The sequence below is a fragment of the Sporosarcina sp. PTS2304 genome (assembly GCF_003351785.1).
Taxonomy (GTDB): Bacteria; Bacillota; Bacilli; order Bacillales_A; family Planococcaceae; genus Sporosarcina.
In genome coordinates this window covers 2446431-2464493 of sequence record NZ_CP031230.1, presented here as the reverse complement: position 1 = coordinate 2464493, position 18063 = coordinate 2446431, and the positions used below count along the sequence as shown (strand labels likewise).

At 42.8% G+C, this 18063-nt stretch carries 15 protein-coding genes; 10 read left to right on the top strand and 5 right to left on the bottom strand.

All coding sequences use genetic code 11. The features are described from left to right. Window positions 1-13 precede the first annotated feature (13 nt). Together DV702_RS11760 and DV702_RS11755 are read left to right on the top strand one after the other, a co-directional pair. On the top strand, window positions 14-610 hold the full coding sequence (locus tag DV702_RS11760) for a DNA-3-methyladenine glycosylase (protein WP_114924931.1): 597 nt from the start codon (window positions 14-16) through the stop codon (window positions 608-610). Between the two features lie 57 nt (window positions 611-667). Beyond that, window positions 668-1723: a YkvI family membrane protein gene (locus tag DV702_RS11755; protein ID WP_114924930.1), complete on the top strand. Its 1056-nt coding sequence runs from the start codon at window positions 668-670 to the stop codon at window positions 1721-1723. 1335 nt (window positions 1724-3058) lie between these two features. On the opposite strand, the gene DV702_RS11745 is transcribed toward DV702_RS11755, so the two are convergent. Beyond that, the gene (locus DV702_RS11745) at window positions 3059-4336 is read right to left on the bottom strand and encodes an IS110 family RNA-guided transposase (protein ID WP_114924886.1); all 1278 of its coding nucleotides are present in this window, start codon (window positions 4334-4336) and stop codon (window positions 3059-3061) included. A gap of 624 nt (window positions 4337-4960) precedes the next feature. Then, window positions 4961-6148, bottom strand: a complete 1188-nt coding sequence (gene hmpA / locus DV702_RS11740; RefSeq protein WP_114924928.1) for an NO-inducible flavohemoprotein — start codon at window positions 6146-6148, stop codon at window positions 4961-4963. 214 nt (window positions 6149-6362) lie between these two features. Between hmpA and DV702_RS11735 the strand changes: the two genes are divergently transcribed. Both DV702_RS11735 and DV702_RS11730 read left to right on the top strand, forming a co-directional pair. After that, a complete protein-coding gene (locus tag DV702_RS11735) occupies window positions 6363-6809 on the top strand; it encodes an RrF2 family transcriptional regulator (RefSeq protein ID WP_114924927.1) in 447 nt (148 codons plus the stop codon). A gap of 53 nt (window positions 6810-6862) precedes the next feature. Then, window positions 6863-7789 carry a manganese-dependent inorganic pyrophosphatase gene (locus DV702_RS11730; RefSeq protein ID WP_114924926.1) on the top strand — a complete coding sequence of 309 codons (927 nt, stop codon included), beginning with the start codon at window positions 6863-6865 and terminating at the stop codon, window positions 7787-7789. Between the two features lie 48 nt (window positions 7790-7837). Here the strand turns inward: DV702_RS11730 and DV702_RS11725 are convergent, their stop codons facing one another. After that, the gene (locus tag DV702_RS11725; RefSeq protein WP_114924925.1) at window positions 7838-9217 is read right to left on the bottom strand and encodes an FAD-dependent oxidoreductase; all 1380 of its coding nucleotides are present in this window, start codon (window positions 9215-9217) and stop codon (window positions 7838-7840) included. A 101-nt stretch (window positions 9218-9318) separates the two neighbouring features. Between DV702_RS11725 and DV702_RS11720 the strand changes: the two genes are divergently transcribed. Continuing rightward, window positions 9319-9963: a DsbA family oxidoreductase gene (locus DV702_RS11720; RefSeq protein ID WP_114924924.1), complete on the top strand. Its 645-nt coding sequence runs from the start codon at window positions 9319-9321 to the stop codon at window positions 9961-9963. Window positions 9964-10072: 109 nt separating this feature from the next. Here the strand turns inward: DV702_RS11720 and DV702_RS11715 are convergent, their stop codons facing one another. Continuing rightward, window positions 10073-10585 carry a YceI family protein gene (locus DV702_RS11715; protein ID WP_114924923.1) on the bottom strand — a complete coding sequence of 171 codons (513 nt, stop codon included), beginning with the start codon at window positions 10583-10585 and terminating at the stop codon, window positions 10073-10075. 165 nt (window positions 10586-10750) lie between these two features. On the opposite strand from DV702_RS11715, the gene murB reads away from it, so the two are divergent. Beyond that, window positions 10751-11671 (top strand): UDP-N-acetylmuramate dehydrogenase, encoded by a 921-nt coding sequence (gene murB, locus DV702_RS11710; protein ID WP_114924922.1) that lies wholly within the window; start codon window positions 10751-10753, stop codon window positions 11669-11671. Between the two features lie 862 nt (window positions 11672-12533). Here the strand turns inward: murB and DV702_RS11705 are convergent. Beyond that, window positions 12534-13208 (bottom strand): universal stress protein, encoded by a 675-nt coding sequence (locus DV702_RS11705; RefSeq protein WP_114924921.1) that lies wholly within the window; start codon window positions 13206-13208, stop codon window positions 12534-12536. Between the two features lie 213 nt (window positions 13209-13421). On the opposite strand from DV702_RS11705, the gene DV702_RS11700 reads away from it, so the two are divergent. Genes DV702_RS11700 through DV702_RS11685 form a run of 4 tightly spaced genes read left to right on the top strand, consistent with a single transcriptional unit; the run spans window position 13422 to window position 18057 of the window. Beyond that, a complete protein-coding gene (locus DV702_RS11700; RefSeq protein ID WP_114924920.1) occupies window positions 13422-15836 on the top strand; it encodes a Na+/H+ antiporter subunit A in 2415 nt (804 codons plus the stop codon). Beyond that, window positions 15823-16248, top strand: a complete 426-nt coding sequence (locus DV702_RS11695; protein WP_114924919.1) for a Na(+)/H(+) antiporter subunit B — start codon at window positions 15823-15825, stop codon at window positions 16246-16248. Before DV702_RS11700 ends, DV702_RS11695 begins: the two co-directional genes overlap by 14 nt. Next, on the top strand, window positions 16248-16580 hold the full coding sequence (locus tag DV702_RS11690; RefSeq protein WP_114924918.1) for a Na(+)/H(+) antiporter subunit C: 333 nt from the start codon (window positions 16248-16250) through the stop codon (window positions 16578-16580). The genes DV702_RS11695 and DV702_RS11690 overlap by 1 nt, the downstream gene beginning before the upstream one ends. Beyond that, complete coding sequence (locus DV702_RS11685) at window positions 16573-18057, top strand: Na+/H+ antiporter subunit D (RefSeq protein ID WP_114924917.1); 1485 nt, start codon at window positions 16573-16575, stop codon at window positions 18055-18057. The genes DV702_RS11690 and DV702_RS11685 overlap by 8 nt, the downstream gene beginning before the upstream one ends. The last annotated feature ends 6 nt before the right edge of the window (window positions 18058-18063 follow it).

Below are 18063 nucleotides of genomic sequence, written 5' to 3'. Positions count from 1 at the left end.
AGGAGAAGATCATATGTATGAACCGATTGATCCTGACTTTTTTAATGTACCTGTTTTAGAACTTGCCCGTAAGTTAGTAGGAAAATATATTGTTCATGAGCGAGTGGGAGGGCGGTTGGTTGTTAGAATTGTCGAGACCGAGGCGTATCATGGAGCTGAGGACCGGGCAGCGCATAGTTTCGGCAATCGTCGAACGAAACGAACGGAAGTAATGTTTGGTGAGGCGGGGTCTGTCTATACATACCAAATGCATACCCACACATTGATGAATGTAGTAAGTGCGCAAGAAGGAGTTCCTCATGCTGTTCTCATACGGGCAGGTGAGCCAGTAGAAGGACTAGAAACGATGCGGGAAAATCGTGGAAGTCATATTAAAAAACTGTTCGATTTAACGAATGGTCCCGGTAAGCTCTCAAAAGCGCTCGGAGTGACAATGGATTATTATGGGCATCACTGGACGCGTAAGCCTCTTTATATAGCAGAAGGTGTTCCGCAAGCTGAAATCGTAGCAGGGCCAAGGGTAGGCATTGGTAATACAGGCGAGGCTGTCCATTATCCTTGGCGTTTTTACGAGAAAGATAACCCGTTCGTCTCTAAATACAGGAAATAATAAGTTAGGAAAGATAGTCTGCGGAATATTCCGTAACAGAGAAGAATAGGGGTAACTATGATAAGAGTATTAAAGATGGGTAGCGCGTTTATCGGTATTATCGTTGGAGCAGGATTCGCATCAGGCAATGAAATTATGACATACTTTACGAGTTTTGGCATGGCAGGAATTTTTGGTGCTGTCCTCTGCACGGCACTTTTCGCTTATTTAGGTATGATGCTGACTAGATTGGGAAGTCGGTTACAAACGAAGTCTCACAAAGATGCAATATATAAAATCAGTGGCCGATATGGTGGAATTATAGTTGATGGTGTCATTATTTTTACGTTATTTGGTGTGGGTGTAGTCATGCTGGCGGGGGCAGGTGCTAATGTAAATCAACAATTTGGCATTCCTGCTTTTATCGGCAGTTTGTTGATGATTGCACTCGTTTTTTTGACTGTTTTATTAAACGTAGACAAAGTGGTAAGTGTAATTGGAAGCGTGACACCATTTTTGATACTTGCTGTAGTGGGGGTATCGATCTACAGTTTAGCGACGATGGACACAACGTTTGCAGTGCTAGATCCAGTCGCAAAAGCTGTACCAACAACTTTGCCTAACTGGTTTATCTCTGCGATCAATTATGTATCATTTAATATTGCAGTAGGGGCATCAATGTCTATTGTAATGGGTGGTGCAGAAAGTGATGAAAAGACTGCAGCGTGGGGTGGCTTGGTAGGAGGCTTAGGTTTAGGAATCTTAATTATACTAAGTCATCTAGCTATATTTTCGCAAGTGGACGTTGTGGCAGGAACTGAATTACCGATGTTAGCGATTATTGACAACATCTCCCCCGGACTGGCTGTTTTTATGGCATGTATATTATACGCCATGATTTTCAATACAGCCGTTAGTATGTTTTATGCATTCGGCTCTAGATTCGTCCGCAATGACACGAATAAGTTTAAACTATTCGTTGCCGTGTCTTTAATCATCGGGTATGTGCTAAGCTTCTACGGATTTACGAACTTAGTTAGCTACCTCTATCCAATCGTCGGGTATTTAGGATTGTTCTTAGTCATTGCGTTAATCGTTGCATCATTCCGTATGCCACATGCGCGAAGTAAATAAAGAAGTAGCTGTCCAATATGGCGTTTGTATAAACTGAGCAGAGAAAAACGACTCGTTTTCCTTTGCTCATTTTTGTTTTATAATTCATTGCCTTAGAAAGCAGACAGTATTTTTCTCCTCACTCGAAGAATTCTTTGTGGTGCAGAAAATGAGTGTATGTGTGAGGATTCTCCCTGCAGAACCGGACGCTTTCCTGAGGGGGCGCGGTGGACTTGCTAGAAGTGCTTTGGCGATTACGCCTGTCGTCCTGATCCTCCAGGAGTCGCCGGTTCTTCCGGGAGAATCCTTGAGTTTGTGTCGGGAAGTCAGTTGGTGTTTGTCCAGAAGTTGGTGTGGGATAAATGATTCTTCTTTCTTGGTGCAGAAAATGAGTGTATGTGTGAGGATTCTCCCTCCAGAACCGGACGCTTTCCTGAGGGGGCGCGGTGGACTCGCCAGAAGTGCGTTGGCGATTACACCTGTCACCCTGATCCTCCAGGAGTCGCCGGTTCTTTCGGGAGAATCCTTGAGTTTGTGTCGGGAAGTCAGTTGGTGTTCGTCCAGAATTTAGAATGGGGTAAGTGACTTCTCCAGTGCGGTGCAGAAAAGTAGGGTACGTGTTAGGATTCTCCCTCCAGAACCGGACGCTTTCCTGAGGGGACGCGGCGGACTCGCCAGAAGTGCTTTGGCGATTACGCCTGTCGTCCTGATCCTCCAGGAGTCGCCGGTTCTTCCGGGAGAATCCTTGAGTTTGTGTTCGTAAGTCAGTTTGTGTTCGTCCAGAAATAGAGTATGGTAAGCTCTACTTCCTGAACAGTGTAGATAAAGCTTTGGATTGCCTGATTGAATACATATAGAGTCATTGCTTGTTCCACTCAGTCCATCGAAATAGTCATAGTAGCTGATGTTGGTCTTTCACCACATACAAAGAGTGATCAACCTGTCTTGCACACGCTAAGTTTCGGCTGAAGCTGGAAGACGATCGACTCCCTCTTGAAAATACGATGGTGACAAGGTTTATCGCATCTTGTGTCTAACCAAAAAATATTTTTATTTCAATATGCTAATGATTTTATTCCTAATTATTTATATATTTACGGATATTGTAAACAACAGTGAATGCTCCGCCGACAGTTACAGAAACTGTAAATAGATATGGCATGCACTAATGGATCTCCAAATCCCTATGATGACTGACCCTCCCACGTCTCTTAGCGTCGTGCGCTGACATTCCTTCGTTCGGTCTATCATAAGTTGGAGGCTGGCGAGATGCTCCGGGAGAGGCTCAAGGCCCGATGTACGATAGGGGTGCCAGCTTCTCCGTGTCATGAATAGTATGTTTATTCCAGAATGTACTTAAGACGCTAGTTGGAGACAGTGCAGGTCTGTCAACATGTGTTCTCCGTCAAACCGACGTTTTTTCGTGCATAGAGTATGGAGAACCTTTAGTAGTTTACTGCATAAGACGACCATGGACTGCTTTTTACGAAGCGGATTTTCTGATCGCTGCGTATAATACTCATGAAGCTTAAGGAATGCTGGATTGTTCCGCAGAATCGGCCGGATCGCTTTGAACAGAATGGCTCGAAGCCTCTTACGACCTCGTTTGGATATTTTCTTCTGTCCCTTATGAGTGCCGGAGGAGTTCTCTCGAAGTGTGAGACCCGCTAATTTAATAAGTTGGCGTGGACTCTCATAATCAGTGAAACTCCCTACCTCAGCCAAGAGGCCTGCGATGGTACGATGGGCAATCCCTGGAACGGAAGCTAGAAATTCATACTCTGTCGTTTGGGTAATCAAGGCATCTAGCTCTGCCTTGATGGACTCTAGTTCTTCCTCAATCAGGCGATACTGACGCACGAGAGAAGCGATTTCCCGTCTCGCTCCCCAAGGGGCGACAGTAACCCCAATAGAAGACTGAGCTACCTGAATGAGTTCGGCTGCTTTCTTTGGACGTCTTTGTTTCATCCGTCCCGCGTCTGCACAAATATCGGCCAATTCAGCCGGTGTCATATCGACAATATCTGCGGGTAACGGAGTCTCTTCCAATACGGCAAGCACCATGGCACCGAAATCAGAAAAGACTTGAAACAGCTCCGGAAAATACTTGTCGATCCACCGATGCAGTTTGTTTTTTAAGGCGGAGCGTTCTTTGATCAATGCTTCTTCGATACTATAGCCAGCGCGGATATCCGCTGCCTGATCCCGAAGAAGTTTAGGATGAGAAAAGCGTCCGTCTTTCATCAATCGCGCGATGGTGAGAGCGTCTTTCTTGTCATTCTTGGTCTGCAGGTTATCATCTAACTCTTTCACACGTTTTACGTGCATCGCATTGACAACCACGAGCGGAATGCCTCGATCTTCGAGGAAGTACGCTAAGTTCAACCAATAATGTCCTGTCGGTTCTACACCGACGAGTACGTTAGATTTCCCATGCTCTTTCATACCATCTAGGATTGCTTCATACAGTGCTTCAAAACCTTCGATAGTTTGTAAGAAAGGAAAAGCTTTTTTCATCTCACGACCACGTTCATCGACAAATGTGGCGTAATGTTTGTACTTCGCGATATCGATTCCAACTACTAATGTTTGTTCAGTTACTTGATTAATTTTGTGATTCACTTTAGAATTCATGTGAGTCCTCCTTGTGTATGGTTAGGGGTCAAGCCGTCGATGCCTTGACACCCCCAAATCATATCAAGGGGACTTTTGTATTTCAATAGGGCGTCTCTAATCAGACAGGAATGCTCCGGGAGGATCAGGGCGACAGGCGTAACCCGCAGTGCTTGACGGTCCACCGCGTCCCCTCCGGAAAGCGTATCGTCTGGAAGCGCAAGCCGCAAGACACTCCAAGTCAGCTTCACTCCATCCAATAAACGAACATGAAGTAGCAGACAAGCCCACGTATTTTTCACCACATACAAAGAGTGATCAAACTGTTTTGCCTACACTAAGTAAGGCTCGCGCTTACAGACGATCGACTCCGGGAGGTTCAGGGAAAGCCGTAGCGAAGGACGGCTTTTGCGAGTGAAGCGTAGCGAGAAGGAGCACATCTTTGCACTGACAGGCGTAACCCGCAGCGCTTGACGGTCCGCCGCGTCCCCTCCGGAAAGCGTATCGTCTGGAAGCGCAAGCCGCAAGACTCTTCAAGTCAGCTTCACTCCATCTAATCGCTATATTACTCACTTATGCTTATAAGAAAAGGACTGTCACAGAAAGTCAGATACTACTGACTTTCTGGACAGCCCCTATCTATAATTAAACTGTTGCTAATTCAAGTTGTACAGCTGGACCGAAGAACTCATAGTGGATCTTCTCTTGTGGTACACCGATTAACACAAGCTGCTGAATCACGAACTCCATGAATCCAGTAGGACCGCAAACATAAATGTCGCTGCCTTTAATAACATTCTCTTCTAAGAACTCACGTGTAAAGATGCCGTCTCCCTCTTCGGAATAAAGCGCTTTGTACGTAGAATTCGGTAGTTTTGCATTCAATTGCTCAAGTTTGTTCGCAAATGCTTGCTGGCTGCGTGTCCGTGCAGAGTGCAAGAAAGCGACTTCACGCTCAGGAGATACATCAGCAATCGTTGAGTACATAGCTTTCATTGGCGTAATACCTACACCACCGCTGATTAATGTTACTGGAGTAGTAGTAGTCGGCTCCAAGAAGAAGTCTCCTGCTGGTGCACTGACTTCAATAATATCTCCAACACTTGCTTGATCATGTAAATAGCAAGATACGACACCGTTCGGCTGTAAAATATCTTCACGCTTTACAGAAATACGGAATGTGTCTTCGTTTGATTTTTGAGACAAGCTGTATTGACGGTTAACGATATTTTTCGCTCCAGGAATGGACATGCGAACTGTAATGTATTGACCAGGTAAGTAGTAAGGCAATTTCTTGCCATCTACTGGCTTCAAGTAGAATGAAGTAATGATATCACTCTCTTTAACTTTGTCGACAATTTCGAAGTCTTTGAATAACTTCCAGCCGCCATCAGCTTCTGCGGTGTTTTCGTACATTTCTGCTTCGACACCGATAAACGCGTCAGCAATTACACCATAAGCTGCTGCCCATGCATCGATGATCTCTGGAGTCGCTGCATCGCCGAGTACTTCTTTAATAGCGCCCAGCAAATGCTCTCCAACGATTGGATAATGTTCAGGCAAGATTCCGAGTGACACGTGTTTGTGTGCGATTTGTACGACAGCGGGTAAAATAGCTGTTAAGTTATCAATATGTTGTGCTGCTGCGTATACTGTATTTGCAAGAGCGGTCTGTTGACGGCCTTGTGATTGGTTTGCGTGATTGAATATATCTAGTAATTCCGGATGTGCTTTGAACATGTTTCTGTAGAATACAGTCGTAATTGTTTTTCCGTGTTGCTCCAATACTGGTACTGTGGATTTAATAATATCGATTGTTTTTTGATCTAACATAGGTAATGCACAACCTCTCCGTATTTGATAGTTCTATCATAAAACATTTCGCTGTTAAAAGCTATATATAAAATACATGTTTAAGTTTTTTATTAGCAATTGGTCACATTTCATTCAAAAAGCTGTCATATTTTACATTGTTCAGCTTGCCGCTTTCTAAGGATATCTCTATAGAAAATGGTATAATAGAGAGAGAACTGAAAGTGGTGATACTATGCGTTTAACAATGTATACTGACTATTCGCTGCGTGTTCTGATTTTTTTGGCTTCCAAGCAACCAAGGGAATTATCTACCGTACAAGAAATATCGGATGCTTATAAGATCTCGAAAAATCACCTCACAAAGATTGTCCATGAGCTAGGAAAACTGCAGTTAATCGAAACGATTCGCGGTCGGGGTGGCGGAATTCGTCTCTGCGTAGAACCGAAAGATATAAATGTCGGTGCGCTAGTCCGTATGACGGAAGACGACTTTCATTTAGTAGAATGTTTTGATCCGAGCAAGAATATGTGCGTTCTTTCTTCAGCATGCCAGTTAAAAGGTGTATTATATGAAGCGTTGCAGGCATATTTCGCTGTACTTGATCGCTATACCATTGCTGATTTCCTTCATAATAAAGATGAAATCCATAGTTTATTATTTTCCACTGGTCAATCGTAAATAGTGTGGTAGAATATAATTAGTAAACAGAGTGAAATAGGAGGAATTAAAAAATGTCAAAAGTTTTAGTCATTGGGCATAAAAACCCGGATACGGATTCTATCGCATCTGCGATTACGTATGCATATCTTAAGCAACAGATCGGAGTCGATGCAGAAGCGGTTCGTTTAGGAAGTATTTCTAAAGAAACAGCATATGCATTAGAGACATTCGGTTTTGAAGCGCCGCGTCTAATTGAAAATGCTTCGTCCGAAGTATCACAAGTTATTTTAGTAGATCACAATGAAAGCCAACAAAGTGTCGATGATTTGGACAAAGTACAAGTATTAGAAGTAATTGACCACCACCGAATCGCGAACTTCCAAACGAATGATCCATTGTACTACCGCGCAGAACCTGTCGGCTGTACAGCAACTATTTTAAATAAATTATTTAAAGAACACGGTGTAGAAATACCAAAAAATATTGCGGGTCTTATGTTGTCAGCGATTATTTCTGATTCTCTATTATTTAAATCACCTACTTTCACTGCGCAAGATCAGGCAGCGGCTAATGAATTAGCTGCGATTGCTGAAGTAGATGCAGCAGAGTATGGACTAGCGATGTTAAAAGCAGGCGCTGACTTGAGTGCTACACCTGTTTCAGAACTAGTGAGCTTGGATGCGAAAGAGTTTTCATTTGGTGACGTGAAAATTGAAATTGCACAAGTAAACGCAATTGACGTGCAAGATATTTTAGGACGTCAAGAAGAATTGGAAACATTACTTCAACAGGTGATTGCTCAAAAACAATTGGATCTCTTCTTGTTTGTCGTAACGGATATCATCAATAGCGATTCTGTTATGATTGCATTAGGGGATGAATCGGAACGTGCAAGCTCTGCATTTAACGTGTCATTAGCGAATAATGCAGCATTGCTAAAAGGTATCGTCTCTCGTAAAAAGCAAATTGTGCCTGTGTTGACTGAAGCACTTTCTTAATTAGTAGACTGTCCAGAAATCGATTGCCTGATTTCTGGATAGTCTTTTTTATGCTAAGTTAACCGGTTGCGTCGCAGGACCTTCTAAGACAGAGCCGTCTGCACGGAAGCGTGAGCCGTGACATGGACAATCCCATGTTTGATCCCCTTTGTTCCAGCGTGTCCGGCAACCCATATGGGTACAAATAGGGGAGTCTGTTCGAGCGATATGTCCTCCGGCGAATTCTTTTACAGTACGTCCCGTTAACAACAACGCTCTGCTGAATAAAGCGCCAAAATCCGTTCGTCCAGGCGAATACAGTTCGCTAGCTTCATTTGGCTTACCGGTGATTGCATCTGTTATAATTTGCGCACTGACTAAAGAGTTGGATAATCCCCATTTGCGATATCCTGTACTAATATAGACATCAGGTGTTTTATCAGATATCGCTCCGATATAAGGTACTAAGTCCGGTGTTGACGGATCTTGTGCCGACCACTTATAAATTATTTCGGGGGACTCCAATGAAGTGTTTAAATCATTCGTGAGTCGGTCATAAAGTAGTTGTGTTTCTTTTTCCGCACCAGCGGGATGTGACTCAGCGCAAAGTAATAGATAAGATTGCCCGTCTATAGTTGCCGTACGAATGGATCGTTTCGGATGATCTACCGCCATATACTGATGGGTAAAGGAGCTAGCTGTTTTTGCGGCTGCAATATAAGATCGTTCAACATCTAATTTTAAGATTTGCATCCCTTCGAGTGCTTCAATAGGATAGTGCGAGCAAATAATGAGCTGGCGATAGCTGACTGTATGGGCCGAAGCCAGTTTAGCAAAATGTCTATCTGTATCCAGAGCCGCCACTTGTGCGTGTTCAAAAATACGAGCTCCCGCAGTCTTCGCAAGTTGGGCTAATTTTTGACCAAAACGTACAGGATGAATTTGTGCCTCGTCGAAAATAGTGAGTGTATGGGACGTATCGAATGGCAAGTCGTTTGCTTTATTTCCAAATGTAAAAGGGATGCCAATTGCCTCATAGGCCTTCTTTTCTTCTATTAATCGTTCAGTACCTTCCTTCGATTGTGAAAATAGTGTGGAATGAGCAGCTTGTAATTCTTGTTCTGTTGCGATCGTCCGCGCGAAACGTATAGCTTCCTCATTCGCATGAAAGTAAATTTTTGCGCCCTCTACCCCGAATGTTTCAATTAAATCAGCATAGACGATATCGTGCTGTGCAGTTAGTTTTCCTGTAGAGTTTCCAGTGGCCCCTTGGAGAATACTGTTTTTCTCTAATAATATGACGTCTTTCCCTTGCTTTGCTAAAGAGTACGCATTGGCCAGCCCTGTTAACCCTCCTCCAATAATTAAAACTTCACAGGACAAATCTTGTTCCATCGTAGAGAAATTCTGCCGTGTATACTCGGTGGCAAGCCATAGTGATTCATTCATCTGTACACCTCATTCTGTATAATAATATCTTTGCCAGGCATTTCTATTGTTACCATCTTTACTTGAATCTAAAATAGAGAATAGAAAGGTGGGGCAAAAAAATGAAAATCGAAGTTTGGTCAGACTATGTTTGTCCGTTTTGCTATATGGGGAAAAGACGACTGGAGGAAGCGTTGGCAGAAGTAAATGTCACTGAACCAGTGGAGATGGAATTTAAAGCATATATGCTTGATCCGAATACACCAGTCGCGTCCGGTCAGTCGTTCCTAGAAGGGATGGCAAAGAAATTCAATGTTAGTGAATCAGAAGCAGAGTATATGATGAAGAACATCGAGTCACAAGCTCAAACAGTAGGTCTTCATTATCAAATGAAAAAGATGAAAACATCTAATACGTTGGATGCTCATCGTTTAACGAAGTTTGCAGCGGTACAGGGAAAAGGTGAACAAGTAGCGGAGTTGTTAATGCATAGCCATTTTATAGAAGGCGAGCATATTGATACGGAAGAAGTATTAGTCGCTATTGCGGAAGAAGCAGGATTGGATACAGCACAAACGAAGGAAATGTTGCAAAGTGATGATTTTACTGAAAAAGTCCATGCAGATATGCAGCAGGCGCGTGAAATGGGAATTAAAAGTGTTCCTTTCTTCTTATTCAATAAGAAGTATGCTGTTTCTGGTTCGCAATCCAAAGAAGCATTTATCGAAGCACTAACAAAAGTAGCTGAAGAAGAGGTGGCGGAGTAGTCTTAAGTGATGACGGTTCTTGTAGGCTATGAGATAAAGTGAAAATGAAATAGAAAACGTATGAAGGGTCGCCCTCCATACGTTTTCTATTTCATTTAGACCGCTATAATTAAGTAGCTTTTATGACCGCTATAGTCATCTGGATATCAATATTTTCACCGACCATTACACCGCCAGCTTCAATGGCCCGGTTCCATGTTAGGCCAAATTCTTTTCTGTTGATTTCGCCTTCTGCTACATAACATGCTCCGAATACATTGACTTCTACAGGAGTAATACAAAACAATACTCTTTTCATCGTCTGTTTAATCGTCAATTCTCCCATCATGCGGTATTTGCCATCATTGTCTGCATAAATCGATTGAGAAGTGAAAGTCATGTGAGGATAGGTTTGTGCATCGAAAAAGTCTGCTGAACACAAATGTACATCGCGTTCTTTATTTTGTGTATGAATCGATTGAACGTCTACTTGAAAATGAATCTTGCATTTTGTTAAGTCTGCTATATTTCCTTGTAGTTCACCTGAAAAACTTCCGAAAGTTCCAGTCACTTTGGAAACCATCATATGTGGGACTGAAAACTCAACGGTAGACTCGGTTGGATCGACCTTCCATTTATTCACTTTCACTCCTCCTTGTGGGTATTTAGATATGTAAACTGTAATGCAAAATCCCTCGAAAGTCAAAATGAAAAACCTTGTCAAAATCACTGATTGCAAGCATACTAATAGAGGAATAAGATTGTTTCCGTAAAGGGGAGACAGGTCAATTGAAAGGACTTGATGTGCATGTCAAAACATCGATGGTTTGAAGATCTCAAGCTCAACATAAAAAATGGTTGGTTATTAGTTGATGAACCGTTAAAAAAATATACGAAAACACGTCTCGGCGGTAAAGCGGATATTGTAGCAGCACCTGGAACGATAGAAGAAGTTCAAGCAGTCGTCACATATGCTTATGAAAATGATATACCGATTCTATTATTAGGTAATGGTTCGAATATGGTCGTTCGTGATGGCGGCGTTCGTGGAATTGTGCTTTATATGGCGAACTTTAATCATATTGAAATTATCGGAGACACTATGATCGCCGAAGCAGGTGCCCATATTATTGACGCTTCCAAAGCGGCAGCGAAAGCGTGTTTAACTGGTTTGGAATTTGCGTGTGGAATTCCGGGTTCTATCGGCGGTGCGATGGCCATGAATGCCGGAGCATACGGTGGAGAAATTAAAGACATTATTACGCAGGCTACGGTAATGGATGATACAGGGAAGATCTTTATTCTTTCTAAAGATGAATTGGAACTCGGATATCGGAAAAGTATTATCACAGCAAAAGGATATTATGTGTTGTCTGCTGAGTTCTTGCTTACACCAGGCATCCAATGTGATATAGACTCTACTGTAGCGGACCTAACGTACCAGCGGGAATCAAAACAGCCGCTGGAATACCCTTCAGCAGGAAGTGTATTCAAACGTCCTCCGGGATACTTTGCTGGCAAGTTGATTCAGGACAGCGGATTACAAGGAAAGGGTTTTGGCGGTGCAGAAGTATCGACGAAACATGCAGGGTTTATCGTCAATAAAAAGGATGCTACTGCAGCAGACTATATCCAAACTATTCAGATGGTACGGGATGAAGTGAAGAAGAAGTTTGGCATTGATTTAGAGATGGAAGTGAAAATTGTTGGGGAAGAACTTACAGAGTGAAAGTGTCTTGTATCAATAAGCAACGTACTTGAGGTTGTGTCGGGAAGTCAGTTGGTGTTCAGCCAGAAATTAGAGTGGGATAAGTGACTTCTCCCATGCAGTGCAGTAAAAGAGTGTACGTGTGAGGATTCTCCCGAGAGAAACCGGACGCTTTCCTGAGGAGACGCGGCGGACTCGCCAGAAGTGCTTTGGCGAGTGAAGCGTAGCGAGAAGGAGCACATCTTTGCATTTGACAGGCGTAACCCGCAGCGCCCCCTCCGGAAAGCGTATCGTCTGGAAGCGCAAGCCGCAAGACATTCATAGTCAGTCGTGACATGGTAACTAACAAAAGGGGCTGTCCAATAAGTCCCTAAAATAAATCAGGCGGAGAAAAATGAATCGTTTTTCTCTGCCTGATTTTGGTTTGTAGTCGTTCGCAGTTGAAAGTAGCCGGCGGATGCCCGCTACTTTCAACTGTGAACCAGTGCGACGATTCCGAACTCCGTATGAATCTTTTCAAGGCCGCGGAGCGATGCCGTAGGTTCTTCTATAGAAAAAGTGAGTTGTTCTGTGGTGTACTGTTCGTAAGTAATCTTTGGATTGCGCATAAAAAATCGTCCTTTCGTAGAGTGGGTTTGGTAACTTTATTCTACTAGAAAGGGCGATTTTTTTGTACCTATTTGAAGCAAGACATCGAGTGGATTTTCGTTCCAGGCGGCGACTCGGGGAGGATCAGGTCGACAAGTGAAACATCCGGCGTAGCGCTAGCGGGGCGGTATGGTTCACCGCGCCCCCTCCCGAACGCGTCCGCCTGGAACGGAAAGGAACGGCGAAGAGAGGATTCTTCTATTCGTTTCATGAGAAAAAGGGCTGTGCCAGGTTTTTAGTCATGCAGCTTACATTCAATTTTACTCGTATCGAGTACTTGGTCATCTTCAATTTGTACTTGGCAAATTTTATTGTTTTGCATAAATTTGAAAATGCCATTATTAAAGTCTGTGCCGATTTCTTTGAAGAAAATTCCTTCGTATTGCGCTTGTTTGGACAATGTGAAATTAATGCGGAAGCCTTCACCATCTTGTATGAGATATGCACGTACACCTTTTTCAAAAGTGCCTTCTACCTCGTTTTTAATCGCACGATCGACGGACACTACATGGAAATCGACGAATGGGATCTCACGAAGCAAAACGTTCATAAAAGAACCTTTTGTGATTTCTTCCCAGCGGCTTTGTGCTGTCTGACCGATGATGATTTGTGTAATGCCGTAATGATGAGCGACTTCTTTGATCACTTTCGCAGTCGGTCGCTTTTCCTCATCGCGAATGATAAACGCTTCCACGTCCAGTTCTTCCGCCAGTTCTTTCCAACGGTCAATGTATTCGGACTTTTCTACGTCAAAATCATCGAGTGGTGCTGGGTCCACTGTTAAAACATACAGTGGACAGTCCATAATGGCTGCGATTTTATATCCTCTTTTAATGAGACGTTCACCATTTGGACCGTAATACACACAAACGAGGATACTCTCGTCCATACGGCTTTTCATTTTGCCCATAATGATTCTTCACCTCTTCGAATTCTATAGTTCTCTTATAAATTAGTAATTTGCATATATTATAAACACTCGTCCGGTGACCGCGCTTTCTATGCGGTTTTACCTGAAATAGTGTATACTTTTGAGTAGTCAATGTACTCTCTGCTTAGAGTCCCATTATGCATAACGTATAGTGTTCAGTCAAGGGGGGGTACTAAAATTGGAGGTGTAAAATTGATAACCATCTTGCTGGCAATATTTATTCCGTTTTTCGCAGCATGCCTGGTACCATTTATACATAAGTTTTTGACGGGTCGGCGGATTGGTTGGTTTGTAATCACTGTACCGTTACTATTATTCATTCTACTTCTTCAGCTAGTGCCTTCACTTTCACGAGGAGCCACTCATTTATACACATTTCCATGGATACCTTCAGCTGACGTCTATTTTACCACGCATCTAGATGGCTTGAGCATGATTTTTGCGCTGTTAATCACAGGAATTGGTAGCCTCGTTGTATTGTATTCCATCTATTACCTTTCTGAACGGGAAGCGATTGGTCGCTTTTATACGTACTTACTTCTCTTTATGGGTGCTATGCTCGGCGTAGTGTTATCGGACAACTTGATTGTTTTATATGTATTTTGGGAGTTGACTAGTATCTCTTCTTTCTTACTAATCGCTTTCTGGTTTCACCGTAAACAATCTAGGTATGGTGCGAAAAAATCCATGTTGATTACAGTTACGGGCGGAATATTCATGCTGGCCGGTTTTTTAATGCTTTATACGATTACCGGAACGTTCAGTTTGCAGGAATTGATTGGTATGAGAGACGTGATAGCTGTAGATACGCTCTTTATTCCTATTATGCTATGTGTCCTGCTTGGGGCATTTACAAAATCCGCACAGTTTCCTTTTCATATTTGGTTACCGGATGCTATGGAAGCACCAACGCCGGTTAGTGCGTACTTACACTCTGCCACAATGGTAAAAGCAGGAATCTATCTAGTCGCTCGTTTCACTCCTGTATTTGCGGGAAATGTCACTTGGTTTATTATTGTTTCATGCGTTGGCTTATTAACGATGCTGTGGGGATCTGTGAATGCAGTAAAGCAAACAGATCTAAAAGCGTTACTGGCATTTTCTACAGTCAGTCAACTCGGAATGATCATGAGTATGCTGGGCATCGGTTCTCTAGCTTTTGCTTCATCTGAAAGTGCGCATGTCGCATTATTCACAGCAGCTACCTTTGCTGCGTTATTCCATTTAATTAATCACTCGACATTTAAAGGTTCTTTATTTATGGTCGTTGGAATATTGGATCATCAGCTTGGAACACGAAACATTAAACGGCTGGGCGGTTTAGCTACTCTTATGCCGATTACATTTACGATCGCTGTCATTGGAAGTTTCTCAATGGCTGGTCTTCCTCCGTTCAATGGATTTTTAAGTAAAGAATTATTTTTTGAAGCAATGCTGTCTTTGCGCAGCGCAAACTTTTTCACATTGGACACGCTAACCTTACTATTTCCAATCGTCGCATGGATCGGCAGTATTTTCACATTTATTTATTGTATGGTGATTGTATTTCAGTCTTTCTTGGGTAGTGTGCCTGCGCCATTTCCAGGCCAGCGACCAGCCCATGAAGCGCCTATTCAGATGCTTATCGCACCTATTGTTCTAGGAAGTTTAGTGCTAATGATTTTTTTCTTCCCGAATGTATTAGGCACTTATTTGTTGGGGCCGGCGATGATTGCAGTATATCCGCATTTAGTGGGCATGGAAAATCTAGTCCCGGAAATTCACGCGTGGCATGGGTGGAATACGCCGATTTTCATGACGTTGGGTGTAGTGATCGCTGGGATTTTACTGTATCGCTTTTTGCGCTATTGGAAAGGTGTCTATCGTTTAGGTATTTTACAGTGGACATTAGATCGTTTTTACAATGCAAGTTTATCATGGGTGGAACGGATCGCAACTGTCATTACCAAAACATATATGACCGGTTCTGTGCGTGATTATGTAGCTTATATTATGTTGTTTTTCATTGCGTTCATCGGTATTGCGCTAGTCGGTTTTCAACAGTTTATATTTGACTTCTCAAATGATGCGCCAGTTGAAATCAATGAAAGCCTCATTATTTTCGTTATGATGTGTTCCAGTGTAGCTATTTTATTTGCGAAGTCCCGTATTACAGCCATTATTTTAAACGGCGTCCTTGGCTATTCTATTGCTATATTATTCGTTGTTTTTCGTGCACCTGATTTAGCACTGACTCAAATTATTGTAGAGACTGTAACGACAGTATTATTTCTATTATGTTTCTACTATTTACCGGAGTGGCGTTCCGAACATAAATCAATTTCTATGCGAGTGCGCAATGGAATCATTGCAGTGACTTCAGGTGTCGTAGTGATCGTTGTCGCTTTACTAGTGCAAGGTCATTCACTTTATCCCTCTATTTCTATCTATTATGAAACTGCCTCGCGGTTAGCGGGCGGGATGAATGTCGTCAATACGATCCTTGGCGATTTCCGTGCATTTGATACGATGCTTGAAGTATTAGTGTTATTTATCGCAGGACTAGGAGTCTTTTCCTTAGTGAAACTGCGGCGTAAGAAGGGAGCGGATCGCGCTGAAGAAAAATGATGTCATTTTACAAACAGTAACGAAAATTGTTTTTTTCATCATTTTGACATTTGGTGTGGAGTTGTTTTTGTCAGGTCACAACAATCCAGGTGGTGGATTCATCGGCGGCTTAGTGCTCTCTTCTGCGTTTGTATTATTGTATTTAGTTTATGATATTGAAACGGTACATCGTGGCACGCCTTTCGACTTTAAGCGTGTGGCTGCTTTTGGTGTGCTATTGGCAGTAGGCACCGGATTATTGTCGTTTGTTTTCAATGTGCCTTTTTTATCACAAACGACGTGGACAGTAAATTTACCGGTATTCGGAGAAACTGAACTTGGCACGATGACGATTTTTGAAGCAGGTGTGGCTCTGACCGTTCTCGGTGTGGTGGTCACGATTATTTTAGGAATCAGCGAGGATGTGGAGTAATGGAGACATTAATAACCCTTCTAGTTGGTGTGCTTGTGGCGGTAGGGGTCTATTTACTTCTATCAAAAGAAATGTTGCGAATTATTTTAGGGACTGCCATATTATCCCATGCCATTCACTTATTACTGTTGACGATGGGCGGGTTGAAAAAGGGTGACGTTCCACTTTTACAAGAAGGAGCAGCACAATATACAGACGCCTTGCCGCAAGCGCTTATTTTGACGGCGATTGTTATTAGTTTTGCGGTAACTGCCTTTTTATTAGTGCTGTCGTATCGCGTCTATCAAGAATCTGATCGGGGTTCTAGATTGCGAGGATCACAAGATGAATAATTTATTAGTACTGCCTATGATTTTGCCTATTGTAGTAGGCATTATTTTAGTGTTAATTAGACCGTATATCCGGCTTCAGCGGTGGCTAAGTCTTCTAAGCACTATCGCATCTGCCGTGGTCGCCGCTTATTGCTTGGATAAAATTCACCGTACCGGCATTATGCGTGTGGACTTCGGTGACTGGCTGCCGCCGCATGGTATTTTGTTTGTAGGTGACTCATTCGCGATGTTGCTAGTGCTCACTGCTTGTGTAGTGTCCAGTATTATTTTACTGTACGCGTTTGTTACTACAGGAGTCGAAACAGAGAAAATGTTTTTCTATCCATTCTTTCTGTTTTTATTAGCGGGTGTCAATGGATCATTTTTAACTGGTGATTTATTCAATCTTTTCGTTTGCTTTGAAGTGATGCTGTTGGCTTCTTATGTCTTGCTCACGCTAGGCGGACGCAAGATGCAATTAAAAGAAGGCATTACCTACGTACTGATCAATGTACTGGCTTCGTGGTTTTTCTTGCTTGGCATTGCGTATTTATATGGAGCACTTGGAACGTTGAATATGGCACATATTGCTGTTCGCGTAGCGGAAGTGGGGCAAGGACCATTACTTTCATTAATAGGAATGATCTTTCTGCTAGTCTTTAGTTTAAAAGCAGGATTATTATTGTATTTTTGGTTGCCAGGATCGTATTCAACTCCTCCTACAGCGGTTGCTGCTCTGTTTGGCGCGTTGCTGACGAAAGTCGGTATTTATGCATTATATCGCATGTTTACACTAATATTTATCCATGATCCGTTACTTTATCAACTGCTCGGGATATTAGCAGTTGTGACGATGGCGGGGGGGTGTCTCGGAGCCATTGCATATTCAGACATACGCCAAATTGTTTCTTACAACGTTATCGTCTCAGTGGGCTTTGTGTTGACAGGTCTTGCAGTTTCCACCACCGCATCATTTCAAGGGGCCAGCTATTATTTAGTCCATGACATGATCAGTAAAGCGTTATTGTTTTTATTGGCAGGGACGGTAGTGTATGTAACAGGTCGTTCAAAGTTTCATGAAATCAGTGGACTGATCCGAAATTATCCGCTCGTAGGCTGGCTGTTTTTCTTAACAATGCTTGCGATTGCCGGAATTCCGCCGTTAAGTGGTTTTATCGGCAAAGTGTATATCGGGTTGGGCGCTATCGAATCGGGTTCATACGTGTTATTGGCTGTGGCGTTCCTGTCCAGTATAGGGGTGTTATATTCATTACTGCGTATATTCTTGAATAGCTTTTGGGGTGAGACGACCATTAGTGAAGACGATCAGAAGCCTTTTAAAAAATCACTTGGACTGCCGCTTGTATTGCTGGCGTTACTAATCGTAGGGATAGGTGTAGGGGCGGAATTGCTCGCACCGTACATACAAGATGCTGCAGACACATTGGCAGACCCACAACTGTATATCGATGCGGTTCTAGATGAAGATGTAAAATAGAGAGGG

Coding starts and splice junctions, on each gene's coding strand:
- DV702_RS11760 (WP_114924931.1), top strand. CDS start 14: ATGTATGAACCGATTGATCCTGACTTTTTTAATGTACCTGTTTTAGAA.
- DV702_RS11755 (WP_114924930.1), top strand. CDS start 668: ATGATAAGAGTATTAAAGATGGGTAGCGCGTTTATCGGTATTATCGTT.
- DV702_RS11745 (WP_114924886.1), bottom strand. CDS start 4,336: ATGAATTCTAAAGTGAATCACAAAATTAATCAAGTAACTGAACAAACA.
- hmpA (WP_114924928.1), bottom strand. CDS start 6,148: ATGTTAGATCAAAAAACAATCGATATTATTAAATCCACAGTACCAGTA.
- DV702_RS11735 (WP_114924927.1), top strand. CDS start 6,363: ATGCGTTTAACAATGTATACTGACTATTCGCTGCGTGTTCTGATTTTT.
- DV702_RS11730 (WP_114924926.1), top strand. CDS start 6,863: ATGTCAAAAGTTTTAGTCATTGGGCATAAAAACCCGGATACGGATTCT.
- DV702_RS11725 (WP_114924925.1), bottom strand. CDS start 9,217: ATGAATGAATCACTATGGCTTGCCACCGAGTATACACGGCAGAATTTC.
- DV702_RS11720 (WP_114924924.1), top strand. CDS start 9,319: ATGAAAATCGAAGTTTGGTCAGACTATGTTTGTCCGTTTTGCTATATG.
- murB (WP_114924922.1), top strand. CDS start 10,751: ATGTCAAAACATCGATGGTTTGAAGATCTCAAGCTCAACATAAAAAAT.
- DV702_RS11705 (WP_114924921.1), bottom strand. CDS start 13,208: ATGGGCAAAATGAAAAGCCGTATGGACGAGAGTATCCTCGTTTGTGTG.
- DV702_RS11690 (WP_114924918.1), top strand. CDS start 16,248: ATGGAGACATTAATAACCCTTCTAGTTGGTGTGCTTGTGGCGGTAGGG.
- DV702_RS11685 (WP_114924917.1), top strand. CDS start 16,573: ATGAATAATTTATTAGTACTGCCTATGATTTTGCCTATTGTAGTAGGC.